The 20779-nt window shown below is 37.1% G+C and carries 9 protein-coding genes; 1 reads left to right on the forward strand and 8 read right to left on the reverse strand.

Going from position 1 to position 20779, the window contains the following annotated elements; genetic code table 11:
* Window positions 1–129: 129 nt before the first annotated feature.
* The 7 genes from ACH3O9_RS04365 to ACH3O9_RS04395 form a co-directional block, all read right to left on the reverse strand.
* Window positions 130–2577, reverse strand: coding sequence for a glycoside hydrolase family 2 TIM barrel-domain containing protein (locus tag ACH3O9_RS04365; RefSeq protein WP_416444758.1), 2448 nt, complete (start codon window positions 2575–2577; stop codon window positions 130–132).
* A gap of 25 nt (window positions 2578–2602) precedes the next feature.
* Window positions 2603–3784, reverse strand: coding sequence for a glycoside hydrolase family 53 protein (locus ACH3O9_RS04370; protein WP_416444760.1), 1182 nt, complete (start codon window positions 3782–3784; stop codon window positions 2603–2605).
* 85 nt (window positions 3785–3869) lie between these two features.
* A complete protein-coding gene (locus ACH3O9_RS04375) occupies window positions 3870–5021 on the reverse strand; it encodes a SusE domain-containing protein (RefSeq protein ID WP_416444763.1) in 1152 nt (383 codons plus the stop codon).
* Between the two features lie 20 nt (window positions 5022–5041).
* Complete coding sequence (locus ACH3O9_RS04380) at window positions 5042–6643, reverse strand: RagB/SusD family nutrient uptake outer membrane protein (RefSeq protein WP_416444765.1); 1602 nt, start codon at window positions 6641–6643, stop codon at window positions 5042–5044.
* A gap of 10 nt (window positions 6644–6653) precedes the next feature.
* On the reverse strand, window positions 6654–9632 hold the full coding sequence (locus tag ACH3O9_RS04385) for a SusC/RagA family TonB-linked outer membrane protein (protein ID WP_416444767.1): 2979 nt from the start codon (window positions 9630–9632) through the stop codon (window positions 6654–6656).
* Between the two features lie 266 nt (window positions 9633–9898).
* Window positions 9899–13951, reverse strand: coding sequence for a hybrid sensor histidine kinase/response regulator transcription factor (locus ACH3O9_RS04390; protein ID WP_416444769.1), 4053 nt, complete (start codon window positions 13949–13951; stop codon window positions 9899–9901).
* A gap of 138 nt (window positions 13952–14089) precedes the next feature.
* A complete protein-coding gene (locus ACH3O9_RS04395; RefSeq protein WP_416444771.1) occupies window positions 14090–14791 on the reverse strand; it encodes an NUDIX hydrolase in 702 nt (233 codons plus the stop codon).
* 125 nt (window positions 14792–14916) lie between these two features.
* Here ACH3O9_RS04395 and ACH3O9_RS04400 point away from each other — a divergent pair, with 125 nt between their 5' ends.
* Complete coding sequence (locus ACH3O9_RS04400; RefSeq protein WP_416444773.1) at window positions 14917–17535, forward strand: cellulase family glycosylhydrolase; 2619 nt, start codon at window positions 14917–14919, stop codon at window positions 17533–17535.
* 95 nt (window positions 17536–17630) lie between these two features.
* Here ACH3O9_RS04400 and ACH3O9_RS04405 read toward each other — a convergent pair whose 3' ends face one another.
* The gene (locus tag ACH3O9_RS04405; RefSeq protein ID WP_416444775.1) at window positions 17631–20759 is read right to left on the reverse strand and encodes a glycoside hydrolase family 2 TIM barrel-domain containing protein; all 3129 of its coding nucleotides are present in this window, start codon (window positions 20757–20759) and stop codon (window positions 17631–17633) included.
* Between the last annotated feature and the right edge of the window lie 20 nt (window positions 20760–20779).

Below are 20779 nucleotides of genomic sequence, written 5' to 3' on the forward strand. Positions count from 1 at the left end.
AAAACAAAAATATTCGCCTAAAAGCGTAATTAATTTGCAACCACGCAGTTTCTTAACAAGAATTATGATTATTTGAAATAAAAAAGCGGCGCAATGCCGCTTTTTTTTAACCGTATTGAAGTTATTATATCATTCTACTCCAATTGTAATTCTATCCTTACCTAAGCCTTCTGCAGTAACCATAATTTTTGCATTGCCCTTTTCAAAATCTGCTCCTACAATAATCATAGCTTTACCATAGAATAGATTTACATGATCTGCCTGAAAGGGTTCTAAAGATTGTGGATTACCATTACCCACTCCTGCTATATGTGCATTTCCTTCTATAGTGATATTGATCTTGTTATTAGCCAAAGGTGCAAGATTGCCCTCTTTATCATAAGCTTCAACTAATATATAAACCAGATCCTGCCCATCTGCTTTTATAGTTTTTCTGTCTGCAGTTAATTTAAGGTGATCTGCCTTTCCGGCGGTTTTCAGTACTTCTTCACCTATTTTTTGTCCGTTTTTATAAGCCACTGCTCTAAGTTCACCAGGCTCATACTTAACATCATTCCACATCAATCTAAAACGCTCTGTAGAATTGAATGATGTTAGTTTCTTACATTGTTTACCTTGTGACTTTCCGTTTACAAAAAGCTCTGCACAATCACCATTTGTATATACAAAAACAGGTGTTTTCTCACCTTCTCTTCCTTCCCAGTTCCAGTGTGGTAAAATATGAAGTGTATTTTCTTCAGGCCTCCAGTAGCTTTTATATAAATAGTATCTGTCTTTAGGAATCCCCACCAGATCTACAATCCCAAAATATGAGCTGCGAGCTGCAGCTTCATCGCCCAAGCCCATTTTTTTTACAGACATGTTATCGTAAGGTGTAGGCTCTCCCAGATAATCAAAACCTGTCCATACAAACTCACCGGCCAGATATGGTTCATCCTGCTGCCACATAAAATCATCATCACCTATCTCTGCCCACTCAGGTGCGTTAAGGTCATACGAACTTACTTGTAGTGACTTTGTAAAATCGGTTTTCTCCTCAGGTAAAGGGAATTCATAAAAACCGCGTGTACTTACCGTCGAGGCACTTTCACTAATTACCACAGCCTTATTAGGCTCTAGCGCATGTGCAAGACTGTAACGCCTGCCATAATTATAACTTAGCACATCGTAATAATCAAAATGGCGCATACGTGCCGCCTGCATATTATCATTAACTAAAGTTGTAGGTCTTGTAGGGTCATACTTATCTACATAATTAACCATCGTATGAAGCTTTTTAAAGCCATTATTTATATTCCACTGCACATCGCCTATCTCATTACCCACACTCCACATAAACACTGAAGGATGATTGCGATCACGCTTCACAAAATTGCTTACGTTTCTTTTCGCGAAAGCGTCAAAATCTGTTGTATCTACGATATCTGCTTTAGCATCATACTTATCAAAAATTTCATTAAATAATAAAAGTCCCATCTCATCGCATAATTCTGCAAGTTCTGGGGCTGCGACATTATGACTATTACGTATGGCATTCACGCCCATTCCTTTCATGATCTGCAACTGTCTCTCGAGTGCTCTTTTATGAAAAGCTGCCCCCAGAGGCCCCTGACCATGATGCAGATTCACGCCTTTTAATTGCACGCGGCGGTTATTTAAATGAAAACCGTCATTTGCTGTGAATTCTATAGTGCGTATACCAAAGGTGCTCTCGGTTCTGTCAGTTTCCTCGCTTCCGCGGAAGACATGTGTTATAACTTCATAAAGATCAGGATGGTCAACATCCCAAAATTGCGGTTCTGTCACCTGAATGGTTACTTCCAGATCTTTCTTCTTACCCGCAGGAATATATCTGGTTAAATTAGCATGACCCACTTCTTCCCCCTGCGGATTAAGAATAATCTGCTCTACTTTAATTGAATCTGAAACCTGAGACTGGTTAAAAATGGTGCTGCTTATACGCACATTAGCATATCTGTCATTTATAACGGGCGTGGTAATATAAGTTCCCCAGATATCTGTATGAACAGGGTTCATTACCAGCATCTGTACCTTACGATATATCCCGGCTCCAGGGTACCAGCGGCTATCGTGTTTTTGAGTGTTTGCATGTACAGCAAGCAGATTATCGCCATCCCAGTTTAAAAATGGAGTTATATCAAGATAAAAAGAATTATATCCATAATCCCACTTACCGGCTAACTCACCATTAATATAAACTTCAGGAAAAGCCATTACACCATCAAACATGAGGTAAACCTGTTTTCCCTTCATTGCGGGTTTTATATCCAGATTTTTTCTGTACCATCCTTCGCCTTTCCATGGGAGTTTTGCAGTGCTGCCGTTTCCTTTTTTATCAAAAGGTCCCGTTATCGCCCAGTCATGAGGCACTCTTACCGTTTCCCACTTTGAAGCATCAAGGTTAGGTTGTGCTGAATTCTCGGGATTTCCTTTTGTGAATTGCCAATCTTTTTGAAGCGTAAAAACCTCCCTTTGCTGGGCAAAAATCGGTGAAAATGTGCATAAAAACAGAATGGTAAATAGAGTCGTCTGCCTATTAATAATGGAATAATTCATTTAATTGAAAGCTTAATTAGTTAGGTTAGTCTTTAGAGGCATTATAAAACTTTAGGCCTGCTGTTGCCCTATAATCGTGGTCAAATAAGGTAGCATTATCCCAATTAGAACCTGTACCATAAAGTGTAGTACAGTTTGTAGAAACCCAGGCTGGCTCCCAATAAATAAGCCCTTCCCCGCCTGCATCTGCAATGACTTCTTTTAATTTATTTAAATAATCAAGTTGTCCCTGCTCGCTGGCTGGATATCCACTTATAAGTGCATCATTGCCCAAAATATTGTTTGCGCTATCAGCATTCTCCATAGTAAAAGGATAAGCGGTTTCAACTACCATTAGTTTTTTATTATAAGTGTCTATAAGATTTGACATTACTGAACCTACATTATCAAGATTATATTCTGACCAGATGGGATAGTAAGAAAGCCCAATCCAATCATAATCTGTTACACCTGCCTGGGTAGCTTGTTCAAACCACCAAATAGCATTTTCGGGTTCTGCAATATGGAGCATCACCCCTATTTCCTTATCCGTATCTTGAGAAATATCTCTAATGGCTCTTATACCCTCATTAATTAAAAAAGAATTACGATCCCAATCTATAGGCCATTGCAATTCCCCTTTCTGTAATATCATGGGGTTAATCTCATTACCTACCTGAACGATATCTGGTGAAAGGTTTGCCTGTTCTAATTGAGCAAGGGTATTATACGTATAATCATATAATAATTTACCTAGAGCTTCTGTATTATCTACTTCTTCAACCCACGCAGCGGGAATTTCCTGCTTCTCAGGATCTGCCCACGAATCTGAATAATGAAAATCCAGCAAAACCTGCATTCCTTCAGCTTTAGCTCTTGAAATGGTTTTTTTCACATCTTCATACGTAGAATAGTTAGTCCATGAAGGATTATTCCATAATCGCACTCTAATAATATTTGTACCGGCTTCACTAAAAATCTTAAATGCATCTTTAGCAACACCCTCACTATCTTTATAAACAGCCCCACAGTCTTCCATCTCATTTACATAAGACAGATCAGCGCCATAGTAGAACGAAGTCTTAGTATCTACCTCTCCTTCGCCTTCACCTGATGTAGGTGCTTCACCCTGCGGATTGTCATCACCGGGATTAATCATTGCCTCACCATCTGACGAAGAACAACTTAGAAAAATAAAAAAACTAAAAATTAATACTGAAAATCGCATAGATAGGGTAATAACAGTTATATTAAAATTAAAGGGAATAGCACTAATAGAAAACTACCATCCCCTTTAGATATCAGCAATTATATTATTTTATTGTGATAGTTTTCTCCAGTTCATTTATCACCAAAGTAAATGTTCCATTTGCGCCTGCAAACTTAAAATTGCTATCACCATCTTCTGCGTTAATTAGAAGGGGATCTATCGTATAACCCATTTCTTCATAAGTAGGATAGTTTATGCCACTATTCCAGTCATCACGTACAGTGAATATTCTAAACGCTCCGCTACTATCAAAGGCTAAAGTCGCTGTGCGTATATAAGCACTGGTTTCAACAACCTCTACAGGATTATCCCATCCCCAACCGCTTGGCACTCCATCACCTACAAGATAATAAGCGGTTGAAGGTTCAAGAGTAATTGTTTTAGCAGTGTGATCAATCGTTAATATATATATACCAGGAGTGCCCACAAAACTAAAATTATCATCACTATCACCTGCACTGGCAAAATTATCATCTATTGTATATCCCTGATCTACAAAATAATTATATCCTACACCAGAAGCCCAGTCATCAACAGTTTCAAAAAAGCGAAAGTTACCAGTCGTAAAATTCACATGAGCTTGTAAAACCTCACTATCACAAAAGATTTCTGCTCCGGGGAAGTTCCACCCAAAGTCTGCAACCGCCTCGCCTACTGCATAAAGAGATGGGCAACTTGTTGTATCTGTAGGAGCTTTTTCTATAACCCGTATAGTTAAAGGTTGTACATCTGAATATACATCTACGGTATTAGCATTACCCGTACCTGTGTATGCATGCAGTCTAAAATAAACTTGCCCTGTATTATTAGGAATTCCTTCAGTGTCTGTGGTGTCAGGATCATCATCCAGACCTAGAGCAGAAGCAAACACCATTAGCTGTTCTACTGTTACTGCCTGGTTGGTATCTGTTGTAGAGCCTAAAATATCTAATGTTGAGAAATCAGCATCTGTTGAAGCCTCGAGATCATAGGTGACATTTATTGGAGCATCAAAATCTGCAGCATTCCAAATAAATCGTTCGGCAATATTAGCTTCAGTCTCCGCAGAAAGTAAATACTCAGTAGCAAATGAATTTGAAAAACTTACTCCTTCCGCAGGTTCCTGAGCTACAAATTGCAGTGTATCATCTTCGGCACAACTATTTAATCCTAATAACGATATGAATGATAGTATTATAAATATTGATCTTTTCATGATATTGTTCCTGTTTAATTTTAGTATCCTGGGTTCTGTGTAAGATTTGGGTTTGCAGCTAAACTGGCACTTGGGATTGGGAAAAGCTTTCTAGTATCATCTATTGCGATACCATTTGCAGTACTTCCCTTCCATGACCAATTGTAAGACCCTCCTGTAAATTTATTGAAGCGAATAAGATCTTGTCTCCTGTGTGCTTCCCAGTATAATTCTACTGTACGCTCATTAAGAATAAGATCTAATGTCAAGCCCGAAGTTGAAATGCGCTCCGGATTATTTGCTCGTGCACGTAAAGCATTGACATACCCTACCGCAGAAGATAAAGTACCACCACCACCTCTTAAATGGGCTTCAGCATACATAAGATATACATCTGCAAGACGAAACATTGGGAAATCTGTATCTACAATCTCTAATGCAGAACCAGACTCACCTGTTGACGTTCTGTTAGACCATTTCGCAGTTATAAATCCCGTATCTCGCTTTGAAATATCAGGAATATTAATTGTTCTGTCTGCCATTATTAAAGTGTTACGTGCATCTTCTAAATAAGGACCTTCTAAAAAGGTTTCTGAAAATTGCTGGGTAACCCGTATTGCTCCGTTCCAACCCCCTGCATTTACACCAAATTGCTCTCCATTTTGCTCAATAGATCCTATCTGCCCATTTATCATAACAGTAGTAGGGCCGTAATTTTGAGTAACTATCCCGTCTGAGACAATAGGGAAAATAACCTCTTGTCTTGAAAGTCCCTGATCATTATCTGCCATAAAATCATTCAGATAATTAGGATTTAGTTGGTAGCCAGAATTTATAATTTGCTCACAGTAATTAAGACAATCACTGTAATGGTCTTCGCCTATATAAACCTCAGCGTTCAGATAGATCTTAGCAAGAAGCATCCACGCGGCAGCCTTATCAGCTCTAGCGTATTCATTCTGTAAAGGATCTACTAATTGAGGTAAAACTTCTGTCAATTCACTTTCTATAAAACTAAAAAGCTCTGTTCTGCTATATTGAGGTGCTTGATATGCTCCCACAGCATCATCTTCTGTTACAAACGGAGCTTTCCCAAACAAATCCATCATATGATAATAAGCTAAAGCTCTTAAAAATCGAACCTCGGCGCGATAAGTAGTTATCTCCTCCCTAAGACTACCGCTAACTCCTCTTGCATCAAGAAGATCATCTGTAGTTTGGCGCAAAAATTCATTTGCAAATGCCACAGATGTCATAGTACGACCAAACATACCACGTAGAACTACATTATCTGCCGTCCAGGTATCTCTGTTTAATTCACGTAAACCAGGATCATTTTCCCAGGTCCATAAAGCTTCATCTGTTGTAAGCTCCTGTAAATTCCATAAACCACGTCCATATTGACTTGTACCGGCATCCAGACCAGAAATATTAGAATTATCTGCACCATCTGTACCTGTAAGACTTAAGTTAGCATATACACCTGCTAATCCTTCTTTGTATGCAGAGGGATCTGCATAGAAGTCATCTGCCAGAAAAGCATTGGGATCACCCGGCTCAACATCCAGTTCGCTAGTACACCCTGCAAGAAGGACTAAACAACCCAGGATGTATAAATTTTTAAGTTTAAATAATTTTATCATAGTACTTTTTTTAAAGTCTTACATTCATACCCAACAAAAATGTTCTGGGCCGTGGGTAAAGTGTGTTATCAATTCCATTTTCAAACACTTCGGGGTCTAAACCACTATAGTCTGTTATGGTAAATACATTTTGCACTCCGGCAGATAATCTTATAGATGCTGTATCACTCCACAAATTAGGAATGGTGTAACCCAGAGTTAGGTTATCCATTTTTAAGAAAGAGGCATTTTCTATAAAATAATCTGATAAAATAACGTCTTCGGTGGTATTAAAACCTGTATTCAGAACGCTTACCGGAAGATTAGCAACGACTGAATTATTTTGAAGAAGATCATATTGAGCACGAGACGAATTCACATTATTATAAATATAATTACCAAGACTTGCTCTTAGATTAAAGGAAAGGTCAAAATTTCCATAGCTCATATTCGAAAGAAAACCCATTGTAACATCTGGAGTACCATTTTTATGAATGTATCTGTCGCTGCTGTTTATAATATTATCTCCATTAAGATCGGCATAACCTCCTTCTATTGGTCTTCCTTCGTTATTATAAATTTGCTTATACACATAAAAAGCATAAGGTGTATAGCCTACACGGTGTAATTGAATAGTATTACCGGTTCCTCCCGAAATACCACCAACTTCCTGATCCTGGCCTAAGGCAAGTGTCTTAATTTCAGTATCAATAAAAGTGGCATTGTAGTTTACATTCCAGCTAAAACCTTTATCAGCCGGACGAAAAAGGTCTGCGTTTATTGAAAATTCTATACCCTGAGAAACAAAGTCACCAATATTCTGAAAACCCGAATTACTAAAATTTGAACCGTCTGAAATAGCCGCATTCGCTAACAGATCTTTTGACTCCTTATAAAATCCTTCTAGAGAACCGGTGATGCGATCGTTTATAAAACCGTAATCAAAACCTACATTATAAGTTGAAGTCTCTTCCCATTTTAGATTCTCATTTCTAAATTGTGGTATGCCTATTTGCACCGTTTGATCCCCAAATTGATATTGAGAAGCTGGCAAGCCTCTTATATAACGCTGTAAAAACAGATCTCCATTATCCCTGCCAATGTCTTGTTGACCGGTTATACCATACCCCAGGCGCAGTTTAAGTGTAGAGAACGCTTCAGAATCTGGAAAGAAATCTTCTTTTATCTTCCATGCAAAAGCTGCTGCAGGAAAATTACCCCAACGGTTCTTCTTACTAAAACGTGAAGTACCATCTCTCCTGTAAGAAAGAGTTAGCAGATAATTATCGTTAAACGAAAAATTAGTTCTTGCAAAAAATCCTACTAATACAAGATCTGTATCTATATTAAGAACCGGCTCTGTATCTACCTGATCATTCAACAGTTCTCCAGACACATATTGCTTGCTCTCAAATTTCTGAAATGAATATCCGGCGGTGGCGTCCACATTGAATTTACCTATATCTTTATTGTAGGTCAGATACCCGTCAAATAATTTATTTCGCTGAAAGTTATGGTAATTTGATTCTGAACCTACAAGACTACCATTAGGTTGACTAACCGGGTTTTGAGGCGAAATACTCACATACCCATCTGATGTTTCTTCATCGTAACCTATATTTACTGTCGCAGTAAGATCTGGAAAGAAGTGCAAATTATAATCTAGTTTTAGGTTTCCATAGAACCGTTTAACATTACTTATGCTTTCATTTTGAAGCAAATTGGCAACCGGGTTAAAAGGCGCATCAGAAACCAGATCATTAGCATCTAATACACCATCGTTATTTAAATTATAGTATTGAAAGTACCCGCCAAAAGGTGAATTAGCATCATACACCGGCTGAGTAGGATCAAAAGTTATAGCATTCCCTTCTTCTCCGGCCGCAAAACGATTCTTAGCAAAAGTGGTGTTAGCATTTAAATTTACTTTTAGATGATTGTCAAAAAAGTCAGGATTTAGGGCCAATGACCCGTTATTTCTTTCAAATTTTGAGGTTAATCTTAAGCCCTCCTGGTAAGTTCGGCCTATTGAAACACGTGTAGGTATTTTATCAAATAGCGATCCTGAAACAGAAAGATTTTGAGTAGAAGTTATACTGTTGCGATAAATCTCATCCTGCCAGTCTGTATTGGCATCTCCTAAAAGAGGTAATAATGCAGGTCGTTCTCTGCTAACAACTTCACGCAATTCATCTGCAGAAAAAACATCTACCTTATCTCTAAGTGTGTTAATCCCTACTTGAGCATCAAAATTTACCTGAAGCGATCTGCCCCCTTTTTTAGTTGTAATAATAATTACCCCGTTAGATGCTCGCGACCCATAAATAGCTGTGGCAGAAGCATCTTTTAAAACTGTAAAAGATTCTATTTCGTTCGGGTTAATGGTACTTAAAACAGAACGAGAGCCTCCTATTGTATTATTATCTATAGGCAGACCATTTATTACAATTAACGGATCATTAGAGGCTCCCAGTGAAGCTCCCCCACGTATGCGTATTGTAGAACCAGATCCCGGTTCCCCTCCAGTATTAATAGTAAGACCAGAAACCCGCCCACTTAAAAGATTCTCTGGTGTCACAATGTTACCACGGTTAAAATCTTCAGAAGTTACTGAGGTTAAAGAACCGGTAGCATCTTTTATGGTAGTGGTACCATAACCTATAACAACAACCTGATCAAGCACATTTTCATCCTGCTCTAGCATAACATCAAGAGTTGAACCGCTTACTGCAATTTCAGATGTTTTAAAACCAACGTAGGAAAACTGAAGAATGGCTCCGCTATTAACCTGTATCTCATACTTCCCGTCAAAATCTGTGGTGGTACCAGTTGTAGTTCCTTTAAGTATAACATTTACTCCCGGTAATGGCGTGCCTGCCGTAGCATCTGCCACAGTTCCGGTTACTGTAATACCTTGACCATAAAAAAGCAATGGTAAAGTAAAAGCAATGACTGAAAAAAGCCATTTCTGAGGAATTGCTAAATCTCGTTTTGGGTGTCTAATTCTCATGAATTTTAATTAAAAAATAATATTATTAATAAGCTTATTAAACAGTCATTTCACTAAGAATAATGAAAAATTTAAATACCTGTTTTTAATAATTGATAATTTTCATGCAATTAAAACGTTTGCGTAAAAATACAGGGGTGAATTATTGATTATATGGGGGTGAATTATTCGTTATACTACCACGAACCTAGTATTTGCAGTATGCGGCCTATTTTTATTAGATTATGCCGGTTTTGATTTAAAGCAATCCTCGTGATATTGCTTTTCTATTTCTTTAGAGAAAAATAAGATGGATTTTCTCCAAATTTTTGCTTGAATAAGCGACTGAAGTATTTGCGGTCTGCATAACCTACCTTATAACTAGCTTCTGCAACAGAAAAGCCTTGTTCTGATATAAGGTTTTTTGCGATTTGAAGTTTATAATCACGCACAAACTCTACAAACGTCATCCCCGTAAGCGCTTTTATTTTTTTATAAACCACAGAATGGCTCATGCCCAACTCCTTTGAGAGAAATTCTGCATTGAGATTTTCACTGTCAATATTGTCCTGTATAGTTTCTACAAGCTTCTTGAGAAATTTCTGATTTGTTTTATTCAGAGTTCTGTCTTCTGTATTTAGAAAAGCTTCCGCCCCAAATTTTTCACGTAAGTGTCTTCTATTCTCAATTAAGTTTATGATACGGCTAAGCAATAATTTCTCATGAAAAGGTTTAGTTATATAATCGTCTGCTCCGGTATCAAAACCTTCTATTTTGTTGCTAAAAGTGGCTCTGGCGGTGAGTAAAATAACCGGAATATGACTTGTTCTCATATCTGTTTTTAATTGCGATGTAAACCTGATACCATCTAAAACCGGCATCATTATATCACTTAAAACCAGGTCTGGCTGCTCATCTACGGTAAGCTTAAAAGCTTCCTCACCGTTTACTGCTTCAATAACATTACAATAACTACTAAGAATATCTACCAGATATGATCTTATATCACCGTTATCTTCAGCTATAAGTATGGTATGACCCTGCAGGATTTTGTGATAATTGCTCTCATCTTCATCAATACTGCTCATGGTAGATAAAGTAGAAAACTCGTTCTTAAAAGGAGATAAAGATTGTATTTCTTCACTTTTAAATACTTCTTTATCTTTAGGTAGCCGTACTATAAAAACACTCCCCGTATTGCGTTCACTACTTGCGGTTATATCGCCATGATGCAGATTGACTATTTCTTTTGAAATGGAAAGACCCAGACCAAAACCTGCTTCGTTGATCTTATTTGCCGACTTAGATTGATAGAATCTCTCAAATATTCTATTAAGTTGCTTTTTAGCAATGCCTATGCCACTGTCTACCACTTTTAATTCAACATACTCGTCTACATCATTTACTTCAACTTTAATTCTTCCGCCCTTTGGGGTAAATTTAAAAGCGTTAGAAAGCAGGTTATAAAGCACCTTTTCCATTTGATTTTTATCAAACCAAATATTGATTTGTTCACTTTCTGCCGTAAACTTAAATTCAATCTCTTTTTTAGCTGCGCTGTCACCAAATGAAAGAAAGATCTCCTCGCAAAAATTGACAAAATCCCCTTCACTTACCTGCAGTTTTATTTTATTCTCCAGATTTTTAATATCGAGTAACTCATTAACCAGGTTAAGTAAATGATTACCGTGTTTTCTTACCATGACAAAAGCAGCTTCTCTTTTTTTGTCAGACGTATTTTTTTCACTAAGCCTGTTTATTGCACTTAGAATAAGAGTAATGGGCGTACGTATTTCATGTGAAATATTAGTAAAAAATTGCTGCTTCAGACTATACAGCTCTGTATCTTTTTCATGAGTAAGTTTTTCAAGGCGCAGGTTAGCTTTCATCTGTTCCCAGGCGACAATATATTTTTGAAATAAATAGAAAAGGAGGATAATAAAGAGGGCGTATATAACAAATGCCCACCATTCTAGCCAGAAAGGTTTTAATATTAAAACATCTACAGATGCATAATCTCTTCCCCAATCGCTGCCAGCTTCTCTGCTTTTCACTTTAAAGGTATAGTCGCCAGGCGATAGATTTGTAAAGGTAGCTGTGCGATCGCTACCTATATTACGCCAATTCTCATCAAAATTCTCCATCTTGATTGCATATTCACAGTCATTTGAAAAAGGAAATTGCAGAGCTGCAAACTCAAAAGTAATTACATCATCATCATACGCTAGGGTAATCTCTTTAGTAAAGCCAATACTTTGAGGTAGTATCGCATTTTTACCTATTGGGAGTTCTTTATTAAATAATTTAAAATTGGTAAGTTTTACAGCAGGTTGTGCCTGATGAGGTTTTACTTCTTCAGGATTAAAGCGCAAAACACCATTTATTCCGCCAAAGTATAACCAGCCCTTCTCATCTTTTAAAGCAGCATTTATATGAAATTCGCCAGCTAGATGAGGAAATGCAGTGAACTTATCAGCGTTATAATCATAATTAAAAATTCCCTGTTTTGTACTAAACCAGATACGACCGCTATCATCTTCGATAATGGCAGTTATAGTAGCATATCTAATATTTTTTTCGTCTGTAAATCGCTCGATCTGGTTAGTAGCAATATGTAGTCTGTTTATACCTTCTCCAGAAGTGCCTATCCATAAATTACCCCGAGAATCTTTTAATAACGAGAAAAGATTATTGCTACTTATGGAATTTGTATTGGTATCCTCGTACCTGTGATGGGTCAACTTTTGACTGCGGGTATTAAAAAGTTCGAGGCCGCCGCCAAAAGTTGCTAACCACAACTTATCAGCATCCTTTTGCATAGCAATCACGTTATCACTGCTTAAGCTTGTAGAGTCTGCCTCGCTTTCGCGAAAGCTTAAAAATGCGTGCTCCTTTGCATTAAAGTAATTGAGACCACCACCCCATGTTGCTACCCATAAATCGCCATTATCTTCTGGTATTACATAACGCACATCATTATAACTAAGAGAAGACGCATCACCGGGAATATGTTTGTACTGCGTAAAATCGGTCGTTTTTAGGTTAAAATCGGTTAAACCGTTAGCAAAACTACCCAACCAGTATCTGTTATTTGTTCCTTTTGTGATATACTGAATGTAATTCCCATTTATATAATCATCATTTTTATTAAAATACTGAGTAGAGGCATCAGTATAGTTGTAAACGGTTAACCCGTTTCCATCCAGACCCATAAACAACAAATTTTCATCTTTGTAAAGCGACAAAACGGGGTATGGATTTTGCCCTTTTATATCACTGTACAAAAATTGAGAATCACTTTTCTCACTGAGAATATTGATTCCATTCCAGGCGGTCCCTATCCAGATATTAGCCTGTGCATCTTCCATAATCTCATAAATAGCATTTCCGGAAAGAGATGATTTTAGCTGCGAGTTATATCTATAGTTGTCGATCGCTGGGTTTAATGAGTTGGGTTTTTCTATTTTTAATAGACCATTACCATCTGTACCTACCCAAATAGAACCATCTCTGTCTGTCATGATAGAGCGTACAATATTTACAGACCGGCTTTGTTTTAAATAATCTTTGAAGAAATCTGAGAATTTAAGCGTTTTAGTATCGAGCATGAGCAAGCCACCACCACCCGTACCTACAAGAATTTTGCCGGCGCTCAGTTTAGAAATATCATAAATGTAGGCAGTGAAGTAACCGTCGCCAGGAGAAATATATTTAAATTCTTCTTTTTTAATATCAAAGCGTAGCAAGCCACTGCCAAAAGTGCCAACCCATAAATATCCTTGCTCATCTTCATAAATGCTATTTACCGCATTATGATTAGGTCCTATTCCAGAAATCTGAGGTATGTATCTTGTAAAATTATTTTCTTTTTCATTGAATTTACAAATACCGCTTTCCGTTCCCAGCCAGAGATTGCCTTGCCTATCTTCTGTAATAGTATTCACCTGATTAGAAGCAATGGTTCTTATATCACTCAATGAACTTTTATACGCAAGAAAATTGTCATTTTTGCTATCATACAAATTAAGACCGCCACCCAGCGTACTAATCCATAACCGCCCTTTTTGATCTAATAAAAGGTCTGAAATATCATTTGCACTTATTGAACTATTCTGTTTGTTATAGACCTTGATCTCCTTACCATCATATCTATTTAGTCCATTTTTTGTTGCTATCCAGACAAAACCTTTATCTTCTTTAACAATACTGGTAACACGTGAATTAGACAAACCCTGTTCCTGACCCAATTTATTAAATAAAGGCTGCGTCTGAGTATAGCCTGTAATAGTCACAGCGTGGAGCAACACAAATAATAATATATTCCTGAAAACAGAATTCACGTGAGAAAATTAAGTTTTAAATGTAATTTTTACGCTTATAAAATTATGAAAATAAATCCTTTAGATAGAAGCTAACTTCTAAGTAGACAACTAATTTCTAAATTCGGAAGTTAATTTTTCACCAAAAAAAAATACATTCTATATTTCAAAATTGTAGCCAGATTGAAGTAGTTTTTTATAATTATCGGCCTCAAACATATAAAGATACGCACCACGTTTAGAACTGGTTTTATCCTTTTCATCTAATTTTCTGAGGACCTTTAAGGATAATACCTTCTTCCTGAAATTTCTAGGATCTAATTCCCGTTGATATATTGCTTCATAAAGACTTTGAAGCTGAGGTATGGTAAATTTTTCCGGCAAAAGCTCAAAACCAATGGGTTGATACTGTGCCTTTCTCCTAAGCTTTTCTAACGCATCTTTTACCATGGTATCATGGTCAAGTACCAGTTTAGGTAAATCTTTAAGTGTATACCAGAAGGCACCATGCTTTTCTACAAGTTCTCTGTCGTAATCATCAACGCGTATTAAAGCATATTGCGCAACAGAGATACATCTAAAACCATAGTCTCTTCCTGATTTTCCATAGGTTTTAGATTGTTCAAAAAAAACTTTATCAAGCCCTGTAATTTCTTTTAAGACCCGTCTTGCTGCTTCATCTACATCTTCTTCTAATTCAACAAAACTACCTATTAATGACCAGGCACCACGATCAGGATCAACTCTTCTTTTAAAAATTAAAAGTTTAAGATCCCCTTTATCAAAACCAAATACAATGCAGTCTGTTGCCACATACATTTTTGCTTGATGCGCATAATAATCAATTGCTTGTTCCTTCATGTAAAAGTTAAATATCTATTGGGCGTGGCGAAATTGACAAAACATTAAGCGTACAATTTACATTTATTTTATATTTGCCGCAACACCGTATTTAATTATGTCAAAATACAACTAATTTTAAACTCATGGCAAAGCAGCACTTATACAAAGCCCTTAATAGAAAAATAAATTTTCTTCTAAGCTTTACTTTACTCTTATTATTTAGCGCACACTTATCCGCTCAACAGGCTGATAAGGGAGATGTTTTTGTAGATAATAATGGCGTTATGCGCTGGGGCGAAAACAAAGAAGAAGTACATGGTTTTGGTGTGAATTATACCGTTCCGTTTGCTCACGCTTATCGCCAGGCAAAACAAATGGGTATTGATCCCAAAAAAGCGATTGATGACGATATTTACCATTTCTCACGCTTAGGCTTTGACTTGTACCGTATTCACGTTTGGGATACCGAAATAAGCGATACGCTGGGAAATTTAATAGAAAACGAACATCTTGACACTTTTGACTATCTGCTTAACGAACTAAAGAAAAAAGAAATCAATTATGTCATCACACCTATCGCTTTCTGGGGAAATGGCTGGCCGGAACCCGATGAAGATACACCCGGCTTTTCTCATAAATACGGCAAAGGCAAAAGTCTCACAGATCCCGGCGCGATTAAAGCTGCACAGAATTATCTGGAGCAATTCCTAAATCATGTTAATCCGTATACAAACGTTGCTTATAAAGATGAACCCAACATAATAGCGTTTGAAGTTAGCAACGAGCCGCATCACAGTGGTGAAGCTAAAAAAGTGACTCAGTATATCAAAAAAATGGTCAAAGCGATGCGAAAATCGGGAACTAAAAAGCCCATTTTCTATAACATTAGTCATGGTGTGCATTTTGTTGATGCTTATTTTGACGCAGGAATTCAAGGCGGAACATTTCAATGGTATCCTACAGGTTTAGGTTATCAACAGGAACTCCCGGGAAATTATCTGCCCAACGTAAATGACTATAATATTCCGTTCGAAGCAGACATAAAAAAACATCACGGTGCAAAACTGGTCTACGAATTTGACGCAGCAGATGTAGGCAGATCTTATATTTATCCTGCCATAGCTCGTAGTTTCCGTAAAGCTGGAATTCAAATAGCGACCCAGTTTGCCTACGACCCTACTTTCCTCGCTCCTTACAATACAGAATATAACACGCATTACATGAATCTGGCTTATGCTCCACAAAAAGCATTGAGCTTGATGATCACCTCTAAAGTTTTTCATGAAATCCCGATGTATACAGATTTTGGAAGCTATCCTGAAAACACAACTTTTGATAACTTTACGGTAGATTATAACAAAGACCTGGCTACTTACAATACCGAAGACACTTTCATATATACAAACACCACCTCAAAAGCACCAAAAAACGCCTCAAAACTGGCAAAAATCGCAGGATATGGTAACTCTCCCATAGTCGATTATGATGGCGCTGGAGCCTATTTTCTGAATAAAATAAGTGATAACACTTGGCGCCTTGAAGTTATGCCCGACGCGATCTGGGTAGATAATCCATTTGGAAAAAACAGTCTGAAAAAGACAGTAGCTGTTATCAAATGGGCAGAACACAATATGAGTTTGAAACTTGACGAACTTGGTTCATATTTAACTGTTGAAGCTATAAATGACAACAATTCCTATTCTCCTTCAGTTGATGGGAATTCCTTTAAAATTAAGCCCGGAACGTATATCATCAGTAAAACCGGAAACGCTAAAAATTGGTCTCCAGAAGATACTTTTGGCCCCAATAAACTGAAAGACTTTGTCGCTCCTAAAGATTCTGTAGATAAGCCTTGGCTTAAACATGAAGCTGTCGCTGAAACCTCAGCAGATTCACCTTTAAAAATCAATGTGCAATTTGTCTCGCCAGAAAAACCTCAGCAGATTCAATTGATCGCTCAAAATGGCATGAATTGGACTAATCTTGATCTTGAAGAAGTAGCACCATACCAATATGAAACCACTATTCCTGCAGAAAAACTGGAGACTGGTTATTTAAATTACCGCATCATTGTAAAACTGGCAGATGATAAGTTTATCTCCTATCCGTCCGGTGAAAACGGCCGACCTTCAGATTGGGATTTTTACGATCAGGATTCTTATAAAGTAACGGTAGTTCCAAAAGATAATCCTGTTTATCTCTTTGATGCCGCCGAAGATAGTGGCAAGTTAGTGAGTGAGTGGCGTCGCGGTTTTAAACTCGTTCCTACTGAAAATAAAGACGAAGCGGAATATGATATGAATATCGAAAAGCTTTTTGTTCCTGACAATGAAAACTTAAATGCTAAGCCGCGGTATGATTACAGCTTTAAGCACTTTATCCTAGATGTGATAAAAGGCCGAAAAGCTGATTTAACTTCAAAAGATTCCCTGGTTTTTAAAGGGCGTTCTTTAAATAATAAACCTGAAAAAATACAGGTTGCTTTTGTACTTGATGATGGGTCTGCTTATGGAAATATGATCACGCTACAACCAGAAGTTGCTGATTATAAAATCGCTCTAAAAGACCTAAAACCGGTCAAAACAGTGACATTACCTCGCCCTTATCCCAGTTTTCTTCCATATTATCTGGAACACGATATAACTGAAGATTTCGATATTAATCGGGTAGAAAGTTTACAATTTTCTATTGGTCCCGGCTTATCTCAAGATGCTCAAAAAGCAGCGCATGGTATCGGGATTATTGAAGTAAGTCTCGAGTAAAGTTTTGCTTTCGCGAAAGCAAAACTAAAATTAGAAAGGCGTCAATTTCAACTGAAATTGACGCCTTTTTTTTATTCAGATAATTCATCTAAATCTTACTTAACCGGAACTATCAAAAAACTATAATTATAATCTTTCGGCTTAAGTTGGTATTTGTCGTAGGTGCGCGCACCCCAACTGTTATCACCGCCTAATCCCGTTTGTTTATAATCTATGTCTACACTAATAAGATCTCGTGGTTTAATATCTGTTGTGTGTCTTTGTTGCTTTTCAACACCGGGATCAAAATCTGAAATCAAATTGTTATGTGCGCTAAATGAAAGCAATGGCATCCCAATAAATTTTAGCCCTTTTCCTTGTTTATTTGTAAATTCTATCCACCTGTTATCTGTTCTGTAGCCATTCTCCTGCGGCCGGATATACGGAAAATAAAGATCTTTTACTGAAGATTCATAAATCCCCACAAAAGCAGCTTCTTTACGATCCTGATAATTTTCCTGCAGTCCTCTTCCGTACCAGGTTACATTCTCATAAGAAGTTGGCAAAATCATATTCATACCAAATCTGGGCATTTCTGCAATTGTATCATCGCCATCATAATTAAAGTGATTGCTTACTAAAATTTCGCCATTTGTATGAATTGTATAAACCGAAGTATATGTTGAATTCACAGAATCCATTGAATAATGCATTTCAATTGAAACCCTGTCCTTGCTCTCTTTTTTCACATCGATAGCAGATAATTTATAGTTGTCGGTAGCTTCTTTCCATACACCTGCTCTCTTTTGTAAGCCGTTACCAAAGTCATTATCTGTAGGTGCGCGCCAGAAATTAATTTTTGGTCCGCGTCTTATTAACGTATCTCCACTAAAAACATAATAATTAAGCAAACCTTCTTTTTTGTCAAATGACAATTGAATATTATCATTAGCGATTACTATTTCCGCCGTATCCTGTGTTACTTTAAGCTTTTTCGCTTTAGCTGAAAAGTCTTCAGTTTTTTTCTTTGCTGAACTTAATTGAAACTGCGCTTTTGCTATCTCAAAATCTTTAGGCAGAAGGTCTTTTTCAGTTTTGGTTTTCACATAAAAATTAATAAAATACTCTTTATCAGCATTTAGCTTTCCTTTTAAAGCATCTACACTAATTGTTTGAGATTGCTGTGGCTCAATATTTAAATCGGCTAGTTTACCTTTTTCAACAGACTTTCCGTCTTCAATTAGTTCGTAGTTAAATTCAAATTGGTCGAGATTAGTAAAGAAAAAACGGTTATCAATTTTAAACTGAAATTTCAAACTATCTGTCATTTCAAAACCTACATTTTGGTAAACATATTTCACCTCACTTAATCCGGGATGCGGAGTTCTGTCAGGATTTACTAATCCGTTAAGTACGAAATTGCCATCATTATGATATCTTTTGGGTTCAAAGTCGCCGCCATAAGCCCAATATTTATTTCCTAAACTATCTGTTTGAGCCAGTCCCTGATCAACCCAATCCCAAATAAAACCGCCCTGATGTTGCTTATGCGTATACACATAATCCCAAAGATCAATTAAATTCCCGCTGCTGTTTCCCATTGCATGCGCATATTCTACCCAGATAAATGGTCGCTCTGGGTAACTGCCCATATAATATTTATCAATTTCGGGAAGACCAGCATACATCCAGCCGATTACGTCTGTGTGTGGTTCTTTAAAATGCTCACCTCTTTCTGCTCTTTCATATTGCACAGGACGCGTTTTATCCCGGTTTTTAATCCAATGATAATTATCTACAAAAGCAGGTCCATCACCGGCTTCATTACCCATAGACCAAATAATCACAGAAGGATGATTTTTATCACGCTCTACCATACGCTCTACACGATCATGATGCATTTTAGCAAATTCAGGTTTATTGGCAGGGGTTTTATCTTCGTCATAGCCAAAACCGTGACTTTCTATATTTGCCTCATCAACAACATACAGTCCATATTTATCACATAACTCATACCAGTAGGTATCATTAGGATAATGAGAAGTACGAACAGAATTGATATTGTTTTCCTTCATCAAAGTAATATCCTTCAGCATCAATTCTTTTGAAATCACATGCCCGGTGTTCTCATCATGCTCGTGCTTATTTACGCCTTTAATTATAATGGGTTTACCATTTACTAATAAGTTCCCTCCTTTAATTTCCACAGATCTAAAGCCTATTTTCACGGCAGTACTCATAAGCGTTTTTTGGTCTTCCATCAGGCTTATGGTAGCGGTATATAAGTTAGGATGCTCTGCACTCCATGCTTTGATATTTTTTATAGTTGAAGAAAATGAAACCGAATCCAGCAATGCATTTTTAAAACTTAAATTTTTATCGCTTTCATAAATCGCTTTGTTACCATCCCAAACTTTAAAGTTGATCACATAATCACCTTTTTTACCGCTTTTGTTTTCTAAAACTACATTGGCATCGAGTTCGCCATTTTTATAGTTTTCGTCTAAAGAAGCATTGATGAAAAAATCCTGAATACTTGTTTCAGGTTTGGCATATAAATAGACGTCACGCTCAATCCCACTCAATCTCCAGAAATCCTGATCCTGCAAATAGCTCGCGTCGCTCCATCTGTAAACCTCAACGGCCAGTTCATTTTCTCCTTCCTTTAAATATTGGGAAATATCAAATTCTGCAGGAGTTTTTGCTCCTTCTTTGTAACCCACTTTTTCACCGTTAATCCAAACATAAAAAGCACTATTTACCCCTCCAAAATGCAGAAAAACCTCCTTTTTTTGCCAATTTTTCGGAACCGTAAAAGTTCTTTTATAAGAACCTACAGGATTGTAACTATTATCAACAAAAGGCGGATTTATAGGAAATGGATATTCAATATTTGTATACAGCGGAAAATCGTATCCTTCCATCTGCCAGTCGGCAGGAACAGCAATTGAATCCCATTCTGAAGTATTAAAGTCGATTTTATAAAAATCTGCAGGTCGCGTATCAGGCGTTTCAGAAAAATGAAATTTCCAGGTTCCGTTTAATGATTTATAGTTTCCCGAATTGCCAAAATCGCCCTTTTTTGCCTCATTTTCGGTATTAAACACATGAAAAGTAGCATGAGGTTTTTCGGTATTGACGGATACAATATCAAGATTTTCCCATTCCGGGTTTTCTTGGCTATAGCCCTTTATAGAAAGTAAAAAAATCGCAGTAAAGATTAAAAAACCATATTTATGCATCATTGACATAGTTTTTGAATTTT

This window comes from Leeuwenhoekiella sp. A16 (assembly GCF_047946675.1).
Lineage (GTDB): Bacteria > Bacteroidota > Bacteroidia > Flavobacteriales > Flavobacteriaceae > Leeuwenhoekiella.

Excerpts from the sequence above, each read along its gene's own strand:
- ACH3O9_RS04365 (WP_416444758.1), bottom strand. The coding sequence starts at position 2,577 with ATGAATTATTCCATTATTAATAGGCAGACGACTCTATTTACCATTCTG.
- ACH3O9_RS04370 (WP_416444760.1), bottom strand. The coding sequence starts at position 3,784 with ATGCGATTTTCAGTATTAATTTTTAGTTTTTTTATTTTTCTAAGTTGT.
- ACH3O9_RS04375 (WP_416444763.1), bottom strand. The coding sequence starts at position 5,021 with ATGAAAAGATCAATATTTATAATACTATCATTCATATCGTTATTAGGA.
- ACH3O9_RS04380 (WP_416444765.1), bottom strand. The coding sequence starts at position 6,643 with ATGATAAAATTATTTAAACTTAAAAATTTATACATCCTGGGTTGTTTA.
- ACH3O9_RS04385 (WP_416444767.1), bottom strand. The coding sequence starts at position 9,632 with ATGAGAATTAGACACCCAAAACGAGATTTAGCAATTCCTCAGAAATGG.
- ACH3O9_RS04395 (WP_416444771.1), bottom strand. The coding sequence starts at position 14,791 with ATGAAGGAACAAGCAATTGATTATTATGCGCATCAAGCAAAAATGTAT.
- ACH3O9_RS04400 (WP_416444773.1), top strand. The coding sequence starts at position 14,917 with ATGGCAAAGCAGCACTTATACAAAGCCCTTAATAGAAAAATAAATTTT.
- ACH3O9_RS04405 (WP_416444775.1), bottom strand. The coding sequence starts at position 20,759 with ATGATGCATAAATATGGTTTTTTAATCTTTACTGCGATTTTTTTACTT.